This window comes from Bacillus sp. RC251 (assembly GCF_044908765.1).
In the GTDB taxonomy this organism is placed as follows: Bacteria; Bacillota; Bacilli; order Bacillales; family Bacillaceae_G; genus Bacillus_A; species Bacillus_A wiedmannii.
This window is the reverse complement of record NZ_JBIYDP010000001.1, coordinates 472,926-488,248: the sequence shown is the minus strand read 5'-3', so window position 1 is coordinate 488,248 and position 15,323 is coordinate 472,926. Positions and strand designations below refer to the sequence as shown.

General features: G+C 35.0%; 17 protein-coding genes, 1 riboswitch and 1 other annotated feature. Of the genes, 5 read left to right on the top strand and 12 right to left on the bottom strand.

The genetic code is table 11. From position 1 onward, the window contains the following. Positions 1–45: 45 nt before the first annotated feature. Positions 46–1,143 carry a site-2 protease family protein gene (locus ABH961_RS02600; protein WP_048544865.1) on the bottom strand — a complete coding sequence of 366 codons (1,098 nt, stop codon included), beginning with the start codon at positions 1,141–1,143 and terminating at the stop codon, positions 46–48. Between the two features lie 150 nt (positions 1,144–1,293). On the opposite strand from ABH961_RS02600, the gene ABH961_RS02595 reads away from it, so the two are divergent. Further along, a complete protein-coding gene (locus ABH961_RS02595) occupies positions 1,294–1,491 on the top strand; it encodes a hypothetical protein (RefSeq protein ID WP_001053356.1) in 198 nt (65 codons plus the stop codon). A 100-nt stretch (positions 1,492–1,591) separates the two neighbouring features. Here ABH961_RS02595 and ABH961_RS02590 read toward each other — a convergent pair whose 3' ends face one another. Then, on the bottom strand, positions 1,592–2,443 hold the full coding sequence (locus tag ABH961_RS02590; protein ID WP_098077908.1) for a YhfM domain-containing protein: 852 nt from the start codon (positions 2,441–2,443) through the stop codon (positions 1,592–1,594). A gap of 108 nt (positions 2,444–2,551) precedes the next feature. Between ABH961_RS02590 and ABH961_RS02585 the strand changes: the two genes are divergently transcribed. Next, positions 2,552–3,328 (top strand): class I SAM-dependent methyltransferase, encoded by a 777-nt coding sequence (locus ABH961_RS02585; RefSeq protein WP_048544870.1) that lies wholly within the window; start codon positions 2,552–2,554, stop codon positions 3,326–3,328. A gap of 39 nt (positions 3,329–3,367) precedes the next feature. Here the strand turns inward: ABH961_RS02585 and ABH961_RS02580 are convergent, their stop codons facing one another. Then, positions 3,368–3,577 (bottom strand): hypothetical protein, encoded by a 210-nt coding sequence (locus ABH961_RS02580; RefSeq protein ID WP_000880630.1) that lies wholly within the window; start codon positions 3,575–3,577, stop codon positions 3,368–3,370. A 271-nt stretch (positions 3,578–3,848) separates the two neighbouring features. Further along, positions 3,849–4,107: a binding site (T-box leader), on the top strand. A gap of 56 nt (positions 4,108–4,163) precedes the next feature. Here ABH961_RS02580 and brnQ3 point away from each other — a divergent pair. Next, positions 4,164–5,519, top strand: a complete 1,356-nt coding sequence (gene brnQ3 / locus ABH961_RS02575) for a branched-chain amino acid transport system II carrier protein BrnQ3 (protein WP_087985517.1) — start codon at positions 4,164–4,166, stop codon at positions 5,517–5,519. A gap of 22 nt (positions 5,520–5,541) precedes the next feature. Here brnQ3 and ABH961_RS02570 read toward each other — a convergent pair whose 3' ends face one another. The 9 genes from ABH961_RS02570 to gltP all read right to left on the bottom strand — a co-directional run bounded on the left by ABH961_RS02570 (position 5,542) and on the right by gltP (position 13,256). Further along, positions 5,542–5,880 (bottom strand): DUF3922 domain-containing protein, encoded by a 339-nt coding sequence (locus tag ABH961_RS02570; RefSeq protein ID WP_165775576.1) that lies wholly within the window; start codon positions 5,878–5,880, stop codon positions 5,542–5,544. A gap of 56 nt (positions 5,881–5,936) precedes the next feature. Further along, positions 5,937–6,569 (bottom strand): response regulator, encoded by a 633-nt coding sequence (locus ABH961_RS02565; RefSeq protein ID WP_048544876.1) that lies wholly within the window; start codon positions 6,567–6,569, stop codon positions 5,937–5,939. Beyond that, the gene (locus ABH961_RS02560) at positions 6,566–7,621 is read right to left on the bottom strand and encodes a sensor histidine kinase (RefSeq protein ID WP_000744323.1); all 1,056 of its coding nucleotides are present in this window, start codon (positions 7,619–7,621) and stop codon (positions 6,566–6,568) included. The genes ABH961_RS02565 and ABH961_RS02560 overlap by 4 nt, the downstream gene beginning before the upstream one ends. After that, positions 7,621–8,361, bottom strand: a complete 741-nt coding sequence (gene liaF, locus ABH961_RS02555) for a cell wall-active antibiotics response protein LiaF (RefSeq protein ID WP_048544878.1) — start codon at positions 8,359–8,361, stop codon at positions 7,621–7,623. The genes ABH961_RS02560 and liaF overlap by 1 nt, the downstream gene beginning before the upstream one ends. Positions 8,362–8,467: 106 nt before the next feature. Beyond that, complete coding sequence (locus ABH961_RS02550) at positions 8,468–9,130, bottom strand: PspA/IM30 family protein (RefSeq protein WP_048544879.1); 663 nt, start codon at positions 9,128–9,130, stop codon at positions 8,468–8,470. A 46-nt stretch (positions 9,131–9,176) separates the two neighbouring features. Further along, positions 9,177–9,533, bottom strand: a complete 357-nt coding sequence (locus ABH961_RS02545; protein WP_000808634.1) for a lmo0954 family membrane protein — start codon at positions 9,531–9,533, stop codon at positions 9,177–9,179. 229 nt (positions 9,534–9,762) lie between these two features. Further along, on the bottom strand, positions 9,763–11,079 hold the full coding sequence (locus tag ABH961_RS02540) for a Na+/H+ antiporter NhaC family protein (RefSeq protein WP_033659650.1): 1,317 nt from the start codon (positions 11,077–11,079) through the stop codon (positions 9,763–9,765). Between the two features lie 94 nt (positions 11,080–11,173). Beyond that, positions 11,174–11,279: riboswitch (SAM riboswitch) on the bottom strand. A 120-nt stretch (positions 11,280–11,399) separates the two neighbouring features. Then, the gene (locus ABH961_RS02535; protein ID WP_048544881.1) at positions 11,400–11,918 is read right to left on the bottom strand and encodes a ribonuclease FAU-1 family protein; all 519 of its coding nucleotides are present in this window, start codon (positions 11,916–11,918) and stop codon (positions 11,400–11,402) included. Positions 11,919–11,984: 66 nt separating this feature from the next. Next, a complete protein-coding gene (gene gltP, locus ABH961_RS02530; protein WP_098077905.1) occupies positions 11,985–13,256 on the bottom strand; it encodes a glutamate/aspartate:proton symporter GltP in 1,272 nt (423 codons plus the stop codon). A 494-nt stretch (positions 13,257–13,750) separates the two neighbouring features. Between gltP and ABH961_RS02525 the strand changes: the two genes are divergently transcribed. After that, positions 13,751–15,031: a murein hydrolase activator EnvC family protein gene (locus ABH961_RS02525; protein WP_098077902.1), complete on the top strand. Its 1,281-nt coding sequence runs from the start codon at positions 13,751–13,753 to the stop codon at positions 15,029–15,031. Positions 15,032–15,132: 101 nt separating this feature from the next. Further along, the gene (locus ABH961_RS02520) at positions 15,133–15,294 is read left to right on the top strand and encodes a hypothetical protein (RefSeq protein ID WP_176519563.1); all 162 of its coding nucleotides are present in this window, start codon (positions 15,133–15,135) and stop codon (positions 15,292–15,294) included. Positions 15,295–15,323 lie beyond the last annotated feature (29 nt).

Sequence of the window (15,323 nt, the reverse complement as noted above, 5' to 3'; positions counted from 1 at the left end):
TATAATTCCTGTATAAATTCTTCCTATCATTTCGACAATATTTTTCTATACATTTCTCGTTGGTAAATGTTCTTGTAAAACAATGTACCCTTCATAAGCTGTGTAACCGAGTATAGCCATTAATCCGATATAACAAGCAAAGACTGTCCATTTTGTTTTCATATCAACTTTATAATAGTTTTCCTGTTGTCTCTTTTCTGTCTCCCATTCCTGTAATTTTCTTTCTGACATTTCAAATGCTTCTCTTATATGAATTGTATGCGTTTCTTTTTCATCTTCATATGGAACGTAATCAAGCGGCTCAAACTTTGGTAAAAGATGCTCTAACACTTCAATCTTTTGAAGTTCTCCTACTTTTAATTCTTTCTCTCTTTCTTTTTGCCTTAATATATTCATTTCATGTTGCATCATATATATATTTCGATGCACCGCACCTGTTTCTTTTAACTCCTCTTCAAGTCTTGCAACATATTCTTTCATTCCATCAATTCTATATCCTAATTCCTTAATTGGCTCATCTCTCTTTATTACTCTATATAATTCCATACAGCCGATAATAAAAATAAATCCTCCCAAAATACTTTTAAAGTAAATGGCATAACCGAGCAATACAATAAGACCCGCTCCCCAAATCTTTGTACTTACAACTGAGATAATTCGTCCACCATCTAATGGAGAAACCGGAATCAAGTTAAAGAAGTTAATCATACTTCCAAGTAAAATAATTAATGCCCAAAATGGCTCTTTCGTTATTATATAAAGTGGAATCGCAGGTAAAAATGACAACAATCCGAAAAGAGGTCCCATATAGGCGATGTAAGCTTCATCTTTTGCATTTTTCGGCATCTCTTTCATCCCAATAAGAGCACCCATAAATGGAATAAATATTGCTGGCGATGTTGGTATACCTTTTCTTTTCGCAGCCCATAAATGGCCCATTTCATGAATAAACAACAAATAAATGAGCGCTACCCCAAATTTCCAACCATATATAACCGCGTATGCACCAAGTGATAGAAACATACTAAATACCGTTGAAAACTTTGCTAGTTTAAAAATTGCAAATACCCACTTTAACTTAGAAAGTAAAAATAGCCCTATTGCAACAATAATTCCCCATAATCCTTTTTTATTATTTTTCATATTCCTCTCCTTTATCTCTCATTAATGAATCATATTTATTCATCAAAACTATTCTTTTCTCTATTATGACATATTTTTTTCTATCGTTAGAAATAATGTTTATTTAATCCATTTTTAGCCAAAAATATAAATATAAGGAGGTGTTTGCAAATGAATTTACAATCTCTCATAATAGGCGCTCTATCGTTTTTAGCTTCAACTCTTATTTTTTATACCGTTAGTTACGTATTATTATTAGATTTGTTGCCCAATCACGTATTTATTGCCCTTGTCATCCTTTCCGCTCTTATGATTTCTTTTCTTATTACACGAAAATCAATGAATGAGCCATCTGCAAAAGCAAAATAATAGAGAGGGGGTGTTTTCCCCTCTCTATTATCATTTCCTAGGAAAGGTCATATAGACTTTACATTCATCTCGATCCGTAAGAGCTAATTAAAGTTTCATTTTATCTTTGTAAATCCATTTTTTCACCATACTCTTTAACAATTTGAATGATATTTTGAAAAACACCTATTTTTTCTTTTTTGCTATTTAATATTTTCAAATCATAATTTTCATAATATGTTTCTAATGACTTTAATTGTGATTCTGAAGCATCTTTTACCGGAACAGTAGCATGCAATTCATATTGTTTATACCCTTCCTTTACCTTTTCACCTGAAATTTTTTCACTCTCTTTTGCTCCAATTAATTTTTGAACTTTTTCTGGGAAAATGACTTGTAAATAATACTCTTGTTCCTTCTCTAACTTGTTGTATAGTGAATGTGAAATCGTATACCGCACCGTATAATTCACTTTTTGATCGCCTGCTTTAATATGAAACGCAGTAATCTGCAAATCTTTTTTTGTTACTTCCGTTAAAGGACCTACCTGCATCTCATCTTCTTTTTGTTCTGAAACATTTGGAAATATAGCCAAAAGCTTTTCTGTATCTTTTTTATTCAGCATATACATAGCTTTCTTATATTGTATCCATCCTCGTCTGTCTTCTCCTCTTAGCCATGCATAATATGTTTCTTTTTTTCCACCCCTATTAATTTTCATTTCATATTCCGGTTCACCAAAACTACCTGTTACTTCTTGTTTTTCCGCTTTATCTATAATGTCTATTACTAACTTAGCTTCTGATTCCTGTAACTTTTTCTCTTTATGTTTTTTTTGTATAACGGTTACCCCTATCGTTTCTTTCACTTCATTCACCGTCTCTTCCACTTTTTTTGTTTCTTTTTTTTGCTCTATTTGACCACAAGATGCTAGTAACGTAGCAAATAACAACAATACATATTTCCTTTTCAACTTAATCCTCCTTTTACAATAAGAAATTCTTATACTCTTCATATAAAAAACAAAAACGTGAAACACTATAAAATACGCTATACTAAGTATTGAAAGGAGGTCTTCTTCATGTCCATTAATTTTCACGATGCAAATAATAAATACACATACGCACAGCGAAACGCCCATATTTCTTGGGGAGAAATGATAAAAAGTATTACAAATATACAAAACAAACAAATAATTGATATCGGCTGTGGTGGCGGGATTTATACGAAAGAACTTGCTCTTATGGGGGCCAAAAATGTCATTGGACTTGATTTTTCAAAAGAAATATTACAAGCTGCAAAAGAAAATTGTAGCGGCTTTCCAAATATTTCATTCATTCACGGTGATGCACATAACGTCCCATATCCTAATAATACATTTGACATTGTTATTTCGCGCGCAGTGATTCATCATTTACAAGACATTCCTGCATTTCTACGTGAAGCTTCTCGTATATTAAAGAAAAACGGTGTACTTATTGTACAAGACCGAACTATTGAAGATTGTACAATTCCTGGAAGCCCCGAACACATTCGTGGATATTTTTTCTCTACCTTTCCAAAACTCATTGAAATAGAATCAAAAAGGCGGCCAAAAACCACCACGATACAGCAAGAATTACAAAAATATTTTCTTCACGTGTTCCCCTCTCAAACACAATGGGAAGTACGAAAAATACATGATTCTGTAGAAGCATTGCTACAAGATTTATCACCTCGAACAGGTCGATCCATTCTATATGAATTAACAGATCATGAACTTTCTCAACTTCTACAACAGGTCCAGACCGCATTACAAAGCATCTCTCCTATTATCGAAAGAGATCGGTGGACAATTTGGAGCGCCATGAAATTGTAAGGAAGGAAGCCTCACAACATAATGTGAGGCTTCCTTCTTTCATAATCTAATTTTGCAACACTCTTGATATCCTCCACTTCTGGCCTGTGCACTTCCACACTTCGGACATACTAAATATCTAGACTGATTTGTCAACAAACTACCTTTTTGAAAGAGTAAAACTTCTGCTTGTTTAAACGAACGCGAATAATATAACCACATAAAACCAATTATAGCAATAATGCCAAATAATACTCCCATCGCAAGCATTCCAGTCACCTCTTTTGGTTTGTTCTTTCCAGCAAGTGGATTGTTATATTATTCTCTGTAAATTCAAACAATACCTTCTTTACTCCTATAAATATCAACTTTCTCTATAAGTTTTACAATTCTCTACAAATTTTTACTCCCGTTTTACAATTCACCATTCCCTTTACAACAACGAATATCACATTCGATATTTCCATATATAAATATATCTTTCAAAAAAATGTTGACTTTCAAAAAAAAACATGTGACAATACTGTCAGAATACTTGAATAAAAATTCATTGACGAGAACGAGTACGTTATAGGACTGTCCTCCAGAGAGTTGGCGATTTGCTGAAAGCCAACGTTCAGTGCGTAACCGAAAATCATCTCCGAGAAGTAGAACCGAATGTTACAGTAAGTTCTTACCGGCTGTCCCCCGTTACAAGGAACACGTATCATGTTGTACGTTGTAAAGCCGTATACATATAGACTCATTTCTACATGTATAAATTAGGGTGGTATCGCGGGTAAATATAACTCGTCCCTTTCTTTAGGGACGAGTTTTTTGTGTTCTTACAAATGAATTTAAAAAAGGAGGAAAAACAATGAACACTGTATCAAAAAAACATATTTTTTTCACGGGTCTTATGCTATTTTCTTTATTTTTTGGGGCAGGTAATTTAATTTTCCCTCCCATGCTTGGACAAAATGCAGGTGAAAACTTTTGGCCGGCAATGATTGGATTTTTACTAACAGGAGTCGGTTTACCATTATTAACTGTTATTGCAATTTCTTTATCAGGAAACGGCATGCAACAACTCGCAAGTCATGTTCACCCATTATTCGGAATTTTCTTTACTGTAGTTGTATATATCGCAATCGGTCCTTCTATGGGAATTCCACGCGTTGCAAATGTCGCTTATGAAATGGGTGTTAGTTCTTTCTTACCAGAAACAATTCGTTCTAGTAACCTAGCACTATTTTTATACACAGTCGTCTTCTTCGCTATCGTATTTTGGCTTAGTTTAAATCCATCTAAACTTGTCGATCGCATCGGAAATATTTTAACACCTATTTTATTACTCTCTATTCTCTTACTATTTATTAAAAGTGTATTTACACCACTCGGGCAATCAGGACCAGCAATGCAAGAGTATCAAACTTCTCCAATCTTCAAAGGCTTTATGGAAGGATACTTAACGATGGATACCATTTCTGCGCTTGCATTTGGAATTATCGTTGTAAATGCCATTCGCTCTAAAGGTGTGAAGGATCGTAAATCCATTGCCATCGCAACAGCGAAAGCAGGACTTATTGCCGCTACTGGTCTCGTACTTGTATATGGTGCACTTGGCTGGCTCGGTGCAACTAGCGTCTCGCTCGGATATGCACAAAATGGTGGACAATTACTTACTGTTATCGTACAGCAATTATTCGGTCCATACGGTTTACTTCTATTATCTCTAATCGTTACACTCGCTTGTCTAACAACTTGTGTTGGACTTGTATCTGCGTGTAGTCAATATTTCTCAACATTATTGACTAAATTTTCATACAAAATGTTCGCGAGTATCATTTGTGCATTAGGATTATTAGTTGCCAACTTAGGTTTAACGAAAATTATTGCCATCTCTGTTCCAATTCTACTTGTTGTATATCCAGTTGCAATTGTACTCGTCCTACTATCGTTACTTCATAAATATTTCGGTGGATATCGTTCTGTTTATGTAGGTGCTTTAATTGGAGCAGCAATCGTAAGCGTATTTGACGGATTAAAACAAGGTGGCATTTCAGTTTCATTTATCACACCATATTTTGAATTTATCCCTTTATATAATGAAGGAATTGGCTGGCTAATACCAGCATTAGCCGGGGCTATTATCGGCCTTACAATCGCTAAGTTAAGCGGTGCGAAAAAAGTTCCCTTAATAACCGATTCCCGCGAAGTAAAAGCATCCTAAAAAACTCCCGAAAGGGAGTTTTTTACTTTTGATAAACAGTATGATTAAAACTGCTTATTTTATATGCTTTCGTATAATATTCGATATTTGTATCCACTGTTTCTACTTTGACAACATCGTAGCAATCTTCTTGCTTTACTAAAAATAAATAGTACTCTTCTGTCGCCTCAACAATTGCAATTTTATCTGTTTCAACATTATATTGTTCACAAAGCGCTTGTAATGCGTTCACATAATCCCCTAATTTTTTAGACTTATCCATGCCAAATATCGTTTGAACTAACATACACTCTCTCCCCTTTGTATGTATTGTTAACAACTCAATGATAACGCTTACATTTATTAACGTCAATAAAAAGATTTGGCGTAAACTAATAATCAGCGGAGATCCCCCCCACTGATTAAAGTTTCACTTTATCATTTCGTCAATTGATGTCTAAACGCATAAATAACTGCCTGTGTTCGGTCACTTACATTTAGCTTATTTAAAATATTACTCACATGTGTCTTTACTGTTTTGAGGGCAATAAACAATTCATCTGCAATCTCTTGATTACTTTTCCCCTCTGCAATTAATAACAAAATTTCAGACTCTCTTTCTGTTAACTCCTCATGCAAAGGTTGTTCTTTCTTCTGACGCATACGAGACATCATTTTACCAGTAACTTTTGGCTCTAATACCGTTTCTCCATCATAAGTAGCTCGTACAGCGTCTGCTATATCACTCGCTCTTGATGTTTTTAATAAATAACTTGTCGCTCCAGCCTCAATAACAGGGTACAATTTCTCATCATCTAAAAAGCTCGTTACAACTACAATTTTCGCTTCTGGCCATTCCTGAATAATAGTACGTGTTGCTTCAACCCCATCCATCTCATCCATGACAAGGTCCATCAAAATAATATCTGGTCTTAATTGCAGTGCTAACTCTGAACCTTTTCTTCCATTTTCAGCTTCTCCAACTACTTCGATATCTGGCTGCGTTGATAAATATGCTGATACACCCATTCGAACCATTTCATGATCATCGACAAGTAACACTTTTATCATGATTCTCCCCCTCTCTCAATCATAATCGGTACTTTTACTTCTATTTGCGTCCCTTTAGCGGGGAAACTAAGTACTTTTAATGTCCCACCAATTTCATGAACACGCTCTTGCATTGATCTTAAACCATATGAACCAGCCTTATTCACTCCGACTTCAAATCCAACGCCATCATCAATAATTTTTAGAATTGCATATTGATCAATTTTCCGAAGACGTACTTCCGTTTTCTTCGCTTTCGCATGTCGTAAAGTATTGGATAAAGCTTCTTGCACAATACGAAATAAATGATCTTCTACACCTTTTTTCAATTCTATTGGCTCGATTAGCCATTCAATTTTCATATGTTGCTTTCGCGATAATTCCGTCAATAATTCCTCTATGCCTTGTGTCAGTTTCTTACCTTCTAATTGTACAGGACGTAAATGAAGAAGCAATGCTCTCATTTCTGATTGCGCATTTACAACCATATTTTCAACGAGCTGCAACTGCTTGTTTGTCGTTTCTGGAATTTCAGCTACTTGTTCATTAATAGCCGACATCATCATCGACATTGCAAAAAGCTGCTGACTTACAGAATCATGCAGCTCCCTCGCCAATCGATGCCTTTCTTGGGATATCGCTTCTTGTCTCATCTCTTCATTCCAATGAGCTCGTTCATTCGTTACTTTTTGAAAGAGTCCAGCTTGCTCCTCTAATCGACGAGCAAGACCGATTACTTTTCGTTCTACTTCATGAAATTCATCATCTGCAGTAAACGAAACATCGCTCGGAAAATTCCCTCGCTCCACTTCAAATAGAAAAGTATTTAATCCTTGTATACGCTGCTCTATATAGTAACCGATTGCATACCCTACAATTCCCCCGATAAGTAAACTTGTAGTCATAATAAACAAGCCAATTGGAACAGAAGCGATGGATTCCTTCCATAATAAATCATACACTTGTTGCTCGCTTTTCCATACATATACAATTGTACAAATGAGTGCGATACTAACAGAAGACAACATAGAATAACGAATATACATCCACGAAATATTTTTTTGTTTCTTCATTATACTTTCCTCACTTCCGTATCGCCTACGATAAGCGAAGAAATAATTTTAATACGACGAGGAGCTTCTTTATACTGCTCTGTTCTAAATGTAACATTACGATTAAATCCTGTCTCTTCATGTCCTGGCAGGAGCACACGTCCGACAATAACAGAATGATTTAAAGACAGCTCAATATCATATGGCACGTATAAACGAATATTACCAACGATACCTCGGATAACAATTACCGTTTCTCCTTCTGGAATCATAGCAGTTGTTAAATCTATTTCCACATCACAAGCACCATATTGAACATTAATATCCTCAAGTTCATAAATATGATCCATCATTCGCACATTACCTACAAACATGTTTTTTAAATATGGTTCTGTACGATAAATTTGCTTCTCTTCATCTATATATCCTTTTTCTTTAATTTCAACCTTCATTGCTTTTTTCTGATGTCCTTGTTGAATCAATTGATAACCAATTAAAGCTAAACAAGCAAAGACGACAAGAACAAATGCTGCTGATGAAAATAAGAAGAATAAAAATACGATACCACCAACAAATAAAAAGACATTTCCCCTTACATAACGATTCTTCTTACGATAATGCCTTCCAAACATAAGCATAATAAATGCAAAAATGAGACCACCTGGTTCAAAATGTCCAAGTATCATATCAAGAAAAAGACCGAATCCAAATATGATGAGGAGCATCCCCATTAATTGTGTTTTTGAAAATTGTTTCTTCATTTCAGCTCCCCCCTTCTTGTTACATATACATAGAAGAAAAGGCATTGCTTTCCAACACCTTTTCTCCTATCACTATATCATAAGCCTGTTTTATAATATACTACTATTATTTTGTTAACTCTTTCGTTAACGATACATCATTCTTCTCTTTCATTTCACGCTCAAGCTTTGCAATCTTCATATCAAATGTGTCACGTTCATGCTCCTCATTTATACGAGATTCTAAGTCGCGAATATGATCTTCAATTTCTTCAAAGCGTAAGAACGGATTATTTTCATCCATTTTATGCATCGCTGTATTCATACGACGATTTGCATGCGCCATATTTTCACGTGCCATTAATTCCATACGCTTTGCGTTCATTTCTTTTAATTTATTTTTCATTTCTGAAAGACGACGCTCTAACTCATCAATTTGCTCTACAACACCTGCATACATTTCTTCTAATCGAGTTACTTGCCCTTCATAATACGCTACTTCTTCTAACGCACGCTCATGTAGCTGTAATTCGCCTGCTTCTTGAGCGACGATCGCTTGCTTTGATCTTTTATTAACGAAATAACGTGCTTGCTCAAGCTCACGAGCGAAATTAGATTTTAATGTTTTGTGGCGCTCAATTAACTTCTCAATTTTTGTTATTTCACGCTCACTATCGCGTAAATATTGGTTTAACATCGCGATTGGATTTTTTCTTTCTTTCTCATCTAACACATTATGAAAATCTGCTAAAATTGCATCGCGTACACGTCCGAATAAAGATTGTTTCATTATAATCTTCCTCTCTTCTACTTTATAAATTTGATTTAGTTTTTTATTAGTTTTTCATTAACTTGTTCCACTCATCTTCAAAGTTGCTATATGGTTTAGAACTTTCTGGTGCAGAATCAACAACTACATTTTTTTCTTTTTTCCACTCACGGTATCCGTAGTATAAAACTACTAATGCTGCGATACCAATTAATGCTGGGGAATGAGAAAGGGCGATGGACAAGCCGATCAAACCAACAATACCCCAAGCTAACTTTCCAAAAAATGATTGTGCTCGCACAAATGATTTATAGCTCCAGTACACAACTCCTGCTCCAATTGCGAATCCTATAATACCAGCAAGACTACCAAGAGCAATTAAAGCTAAAATACCAGCCGCGATAAACGCTAGAAATTGTTTCATCTTGTGCTTGCCTCCCTTCGATTTGATACTCTTATCTTAACTATTTTTTCACTTTTCCATAACGAGCTTAAGAACCGTTTTCGACTCAGACTTAAGACTGAGTTGCATTCAGCCTTTTGTAAAAATATGCGGTAGGATAGGATGATTCACTCTTTTATCGCACATAAAAAGCCGTACAGAGAACATTCTCTGTACGGCTTTCATTACTATTCATAAACTTCATTTTAAATTATGCTGTTTTGTGATACTCTTTCTTTCCCGCTACTTTAGAAAACCTCGGGAAACCAATTAATATAGAAATAATTCCACATACTCCAACTAAAATCGGATAAAACGCATATGGTAACAATTCAATCGGAGATAACGCCGCAAATCCTGCTGCCGTTAACATTTGCGCACCATACGGAATTAACCCTTGCACACAACATGAGAAAAGATCTAATACACTCGCTGATTTACGAGGATCAATTTCATATTGATCTGCAATATTTTTCGCAAGTGGACCTGTAAAAATAATAGAAATCGTATTATTCGCTGTACACATATTCGTCATGCTCACTAAGCCAGCGATACCGAACTCTGCTCCTTTTTTCGAACGAATGTTACGAGTTAAAATATTCATTAAATATTGAATACCACCATTATATTGAATCAGTTCGACCATACCACCAATTAAAATAGCAAGTAATACTAACTCCATCATACCGCCCATTCCAGTCGTTACACTTTTAAAGAAACTCTCTAACGTGTAACTCCCATCTAAAAGACCTATAACGCCGGATAGTACAGTTCCACCAGTTAACACAATAAGTACATTCCAACCAAGCAATGCTGTAATAAGTACTCCTGCATACGGTAAAATCTTTATCCAGTCAAAGCTATGCGCTTTAATCTGCGTGTCACTTCCTAAAGTAACGATTACTAATAGTACAATTGTAATAATAGCTGCTGGTAATACAATTAAAAAGTTCGTTTTAAACTTATCTTTCATTTCTGTTCCTTGTGAACGTACAGCTGCGATTGTTGTATCTGAAATAAATGATAAATTATCCCCAAACATCGCCCCACCAACAACAGTAGCCATCGTAAGTGCAATAGAGATATCAGTTTGCCCACTAATACCTACAGCTATTGGTGCTAATGCAGCAATTGTTCCCATTGAAGTTCCCATCGCTAATGAAATAAATGCCCCTATAACAAAAATTCCAGCTACGATAAATCCTTGCGGTAAAATGGATAACGCTAAATTAACTGTAGAATCAACGCCGCCCATCCCTTTTGCTGTTTCAGAAAATGCTCCTGCAAGTACAAAAATCAGAACCATAATCATAATATCCGGGTTCCCTGCACCTTTAGCAAATCGTTCTACTTTTACATTAAAACTTTCTTTACGATTCATTGCTAAAGCGACTCCTACAGCAATTGAAATTGCTACAAGTATCGGCAATTTATAGAAATCACCTGTAATAATTCCAGAACCAATAAATAGCGCCAAAAATATCCCAAGTGGTAATAAAGCCAAACCATTTCCTCTCGTTTCTTTCAAAGTACCATCTCTCCCTAGTTTCAACCTTTTTCTAATGAATAACAAAAGACCTCTTCCAATGAGAAGAGGTCTTATACATCTATAAGGAACGCTCTTCTCATCTTTCAAGCACATGCTTGCTGGATTTGGCACAGCACTCTGAAATCGAGTCCGCTGCCGAGGCATCGTAGGGCCAGTCCCTCCGCCTCTCTTTATAAGAAGGTTTCATATTTATTTTTTAATAATAATTTCTTCCCTAACTTTACTCGCTTACAAAACAAAAGTCAATTATTTTTTGTATAGATTTTTTTGGTAATTATACAAAAATTTGAATACAACAATCATTTTAACTTTTTGATTTCTTCTTCCAATATTGAAATCCAATAAAATTCACTATTTTTTATTGCATCTATTATCCATTTCGTAGTGTACCAAGCTAACTCGTACTCTTCTTTTGTAACATCGCCACTTTTATAGGCGTCCTCTAGCTCATCTTCATCTAGTACATACATCTTACCGTTCGGTAATAACACTACATCTAAATATAAATCATCAAAATACGGTAAACCACGGTCATCAATTTTATATTCTTTCGCCACATCGATATAATATTGCACTAATTTTTTCTGATCATCTAACATAGCTGTAATCGCAAAGTTTTTCCCGTCTATAAAATATTGAATCCACGTATATTGATTCCCTGCGATACAAAGTTTTTTACCATCATATTCTTTACAACTAGGTTCTCTTACCTTTTTTATGTCTAATATTCCTAGCATTCCTTCTTCTACTTGCTTAACCGTATAATCCTTCTCTATTAGTCGCTTCCACGAAGAACCGTCACCATATTTACGTTTCATTACGTCCGCTTCCCTTCTATATAGAAAAGCCCCCACATATTATGTGAGAGCTTGTTCAAATTATAATTAAGCTGCTTGCTTATTAGAAATTTCTTTCAAATAAGCTTGTCCTTTTTCAGCGTCATACTGACCTTCCCACTTAGACATAACTACAGCTGCTAAAGAGTTACCTACAACGTTAACTGCTGTACGAGCCATATCTAAAATACGGTCAATACCAGCGATGAATGCTAAACCTTCAGGTGGAATACCTACTGTACCAAGTGTCGCTAATAATACAACGAATGATACGCCTGGTACACCTGCGATACCTTTTGATGTAACCATTAATACAAGTAATAATGTAATTTGTTGTGTAATAGATAAATCAATACCGTACATTTGTGCTAGGAAAATAGCCGCAATTGCTTGATATAAAGTTGATCCATCTAAGTTAAATGAATAACCTGTCGGAATAACGAAAGACGTAATTGCTTTCGGACAACCGAATTTCTCCATTTTCTCCATGATTTTCGGTAAAACTGTTTCTGAACTCGCTGTAGAATATGCTAAGATCAGCTCGTCTTTTAAAATCCTAAAGAATTGGAAAATGTTAATTCCAAATATTTTCGCTGTAAGTCCTAAGACAACTACGACGAAGAAGATCATTGCTCCATATACGACAATTAGTAATTTCCCTAATGGAATTAATGAAGCTAGACCGAATGTAGAAACTGTAACACCAATTAGTGCAAACACACCAAATGGTGCAAATTTCATAACTTGGTTTGTTACATAAAACATTGCATCAGCTACACCTTGGAAAAATTGAAGAACCGGTCTTCCTCTTTCACCAATTGCTGCTACACCTAAACCAAATAATACAGAGAAGAAGATAATCGCAAGCATATCTCCGTCAGCTAATGACTTCATAATGTTCGTTGGAACAATATTTACAAATGTATCTGCAAATGAATGACTTTGCACTTGCTCTGTCGTATGTGTATATTTCGAAATATCTGTCTTCGTTAACTGATCCATATTTACGCCTTTTCCTGGTTGGAAAATATTCGCAATTAATAGACCGACAATAATTGCAATTGTTGTAATAATTTCAAAATAAAGAATTGTTTTCCCGCCTAGTCGGCCCAGTTTTTTTACATCACCAACACCAGCAACCCCAACAACAATACTTGCTACAACAATTGGTACAACGATCATTTTAATTAATCGGATGAAAATATCACCAATTGGTTGTAAATATTTCACAACCGCTGGATTATCAAAGAAAATCGCTCCAACTGCAATACCAAGCGCAAGTCCTATTAATATTTGCCATGCAAGTCCTATTCTTTTCATATTTGTTGTAACCCCCTCTTCGATGTGTCACTCTATCTCTCATTCTATCTCTATAAAACTTGAAATTAAGAGTATTACATATTATTCGACAATTCACTACATTTTGTCCCTGTTAAAAATCATAAATCAAAATTTTAAATCTGACAACAAAATAAGTTTGCCCGAACACAAATAATTTTCTTGACAAAAACAAAGCCCATGTCAGAAAACCTCACATGAGAACGATTCCTTATCAGTGTTTTATTGGATTCCTATCTAATATTTCACTATATAAAACAAATGCATTATTCCCTTTATTTTACATAAAAACCCAAAAAAATACATCCTTCTTACACGAACAAAAAGTGCATCTACCATGACAATTACCGTTAAAAAATGATAAATTCCGACAAAACTTAGCAACTTTATAAAATTTTCTTTACATTATGGTTACAACGATAGACACTCTTCTTCTTATGATATATAACATTCATAGGGAAAGGAGCCAGACAACCATGAAAAAGAAATTTGCAGCGTTTAGTGTTTTAGCAGCAGGAACACTTTTTGTTTCTCCGTTACTTTCACCCGTATACGCTGAAACGAATCAAGATAAATTATCTAATATTCAATCTGAATTAGAAGGAAAACAAAATGACTTACAAAATAAATCAGCTGAGAAAGAACAAATAGAAAAAGAAATTCAAGAATTACAAAAGAAAATTGATGACTTAACTACTTCTATTAATAAAAACGAAGCTGAATTAAACGATACAAAAAAAGAAATTAGTAAAACACAACAAATAATTACTGAAAAAAAGAAACATATAGAGCAATTACAAACAAACATAGATACGCGTCAGGAAGTTATTAAACAACGTTTACAATCTATGCAAGAAAAACCTCGTACAAACATCATTACAGAGGTATTAACAAATTCTACAAACATTGCTGATCTTGTTGATAATATGTACTCTGTAAGTTTAATTTTAAACAATGATACAGATATTGTTAAAAAGCAAACAACTGACCAAAATGCTGTGACGAAAGAAAAAGAGACTGTTGAGAAAAAAGAGCAACAACTGAAAGAATCCGAGCAAAAATTAGAACAAAAACAGCAAGAATTACAAAATAACCAACAACAGCAGCAAACATTTATTAGCGATCTACATACGAAAGTAGCAAAAGTAGATTCAGAGATTGAAGGATTAGAAGAATCTAAAGGCATTTTAGAAAATCAGCGTCAAGCTGTTCAAAAAGCAATTGAAGAAGAAAAACGTGCCGAAGAGGCTCGTAAAGCTGAAGAAGCTCGCAAGGCGGAAGAAGCTCGTAAACAAGCTACTACATCTGCTCAAGCAGCTCAAGCAGCTCAAGCAGCTCCAACACCACACGATACAAATATTGGTGGGTTTATTAAGCCAGCAGCTGGATCAAAAACTTCTGGGTTTGGCGTGCGCTCTATAGATAACCATAAAGGAATCGATATCGCAGCCTCAGGAACCGTTCCAATTATTGCCGCTGCTGATGGTGTTGTTATTCGCTCAGAATTATCATCTAGTTACGGAAACGTTGTATACTTATCTCACCGTATAAACGGAAAAACATATACGACAGTATATGCTCATATGAGTAGCCGTTCTGTATCAAATGGACAAACTGTAAAACAAGGCACTCAACTTGGATTCATGGGAAATACTGGACAATCATACGGGCAGCATTTACACTTCGAACTTCACCTTGGAGAATGGAATGTCGGCAAGACAAACGCAGTGGATCCATCTCCTTATATCGGATTATAAAAAAACTCGGTGCATACCGAGTTTTTTTATTTCCACTTCACACACTATAGGCATTCCACATAGACTACAACTAAATGCCTATATTTTACGAGGTGAATCATATGAATACACAATTACAACAGAAAATAGAAGAAGCTAGAGAAACTTACATTGGCCGGTTATTTACATTTGGCGGCTCAGCATTATTTTTAATCGGATCATTCATTGCAGTCGTCACAGCCTATAAAGCGTATAATCGTTTAGTGAATATACCTACAACATAATAAAAAGACGGAGAAATCTCCGTCTTTTT

Coding starts and splice junctions, on each gene's coding strand:
- ABH961_RS02600 (WP_048544865.1), bottom strand. CDS start 1,143: ATGAAAAATAATAAAAAAGGATTATGGGGAATTATTGTTGCAATAGGG.
- ABH961_RS02595 (WP_001053356.1), top strand. CDS start 1,294: ATGAATTTACAATCTCTCATAATAGGCGCTCTATCGTTTTTAGCTTCA.
- ABH961_RS02585 (WP_048544870.1), top strand. CDS start 2,552: ATGTCCATTAATTTTCACGATGCAAATAATAAATACACATACGCACAG.
- ABH961_RS02580 (WP_000880630.1), bottom strand. CDS start 3,577: ATGCTTGCGATGGGAGTATTATTTGGCATTATTGCTATAATTGGTTTT.
- brnQ3 (WP_087985517.1), top strand. CDS start 4,164: ATGAACACTGTATCAAAAAAACATATTTTTTTCACGGGTCTTATGCTA.
- ABH961_RS02565 (WP_048544876.1), bottom strand. CDS start 6,569: ATGATAAAAGTGTTACTTGTCGATGATCATGAAATGGTTCGAATGGGT.
- ABH961_RS02560 (WP_000744323.1), bottom strand. CDS start 7,621: ATGAAGAAACAAAAAAATATTTCGTGGATGTATATTCGTTATTCTATG.
- liaF (WP_048544878.1), bottom strand. CDS start 8,361: ATGAAGAAACAATTTTCAAAAACACAATTAATGGGGATGCTCCTCATC.
- ABH961_RS02550 (WP_048544879.1), bottom strand. CDS start 9,130: ATGAAACAATCTTTATTCGGACGTGTACGCGATGCAATTTTAGCAGAT.
- ABH961_RS02545 (WP_000808634.1), bottom strand. CDS start 9,533: ATGAAACAATTTCTAGCGTTTATCGCGGCTGGTATTTTAGCTTTAATT.
- ABH961_RS02535 (WP_048544881.1), bottom strand. CDS start 11,918: ATGAAACGTAAATATGGTGACGGTTCTTCGTGGAAGCGACTAATAGAG.
- gltP (WP_098077905.1), bottom strand. CDS start 13,256: ATGAAAAGAATAGGACTTGCATGGCAAATATTAATAGGACTTGCGCTT.
- ABH961_RS02525 (WP_098077902.1), top strand. CDS start 13,751: ATGAAAAAGAAATTTGCAGCGTTTAGTGTTTTAGCAGCAGGAACACTT.
- ABH961_RS02520 (WP_176519563.1), top strand. CDS start 15,133: ATGAATACACAATTACAACAGAAAATAGAAGAAGCTAGAGAAACTTAC.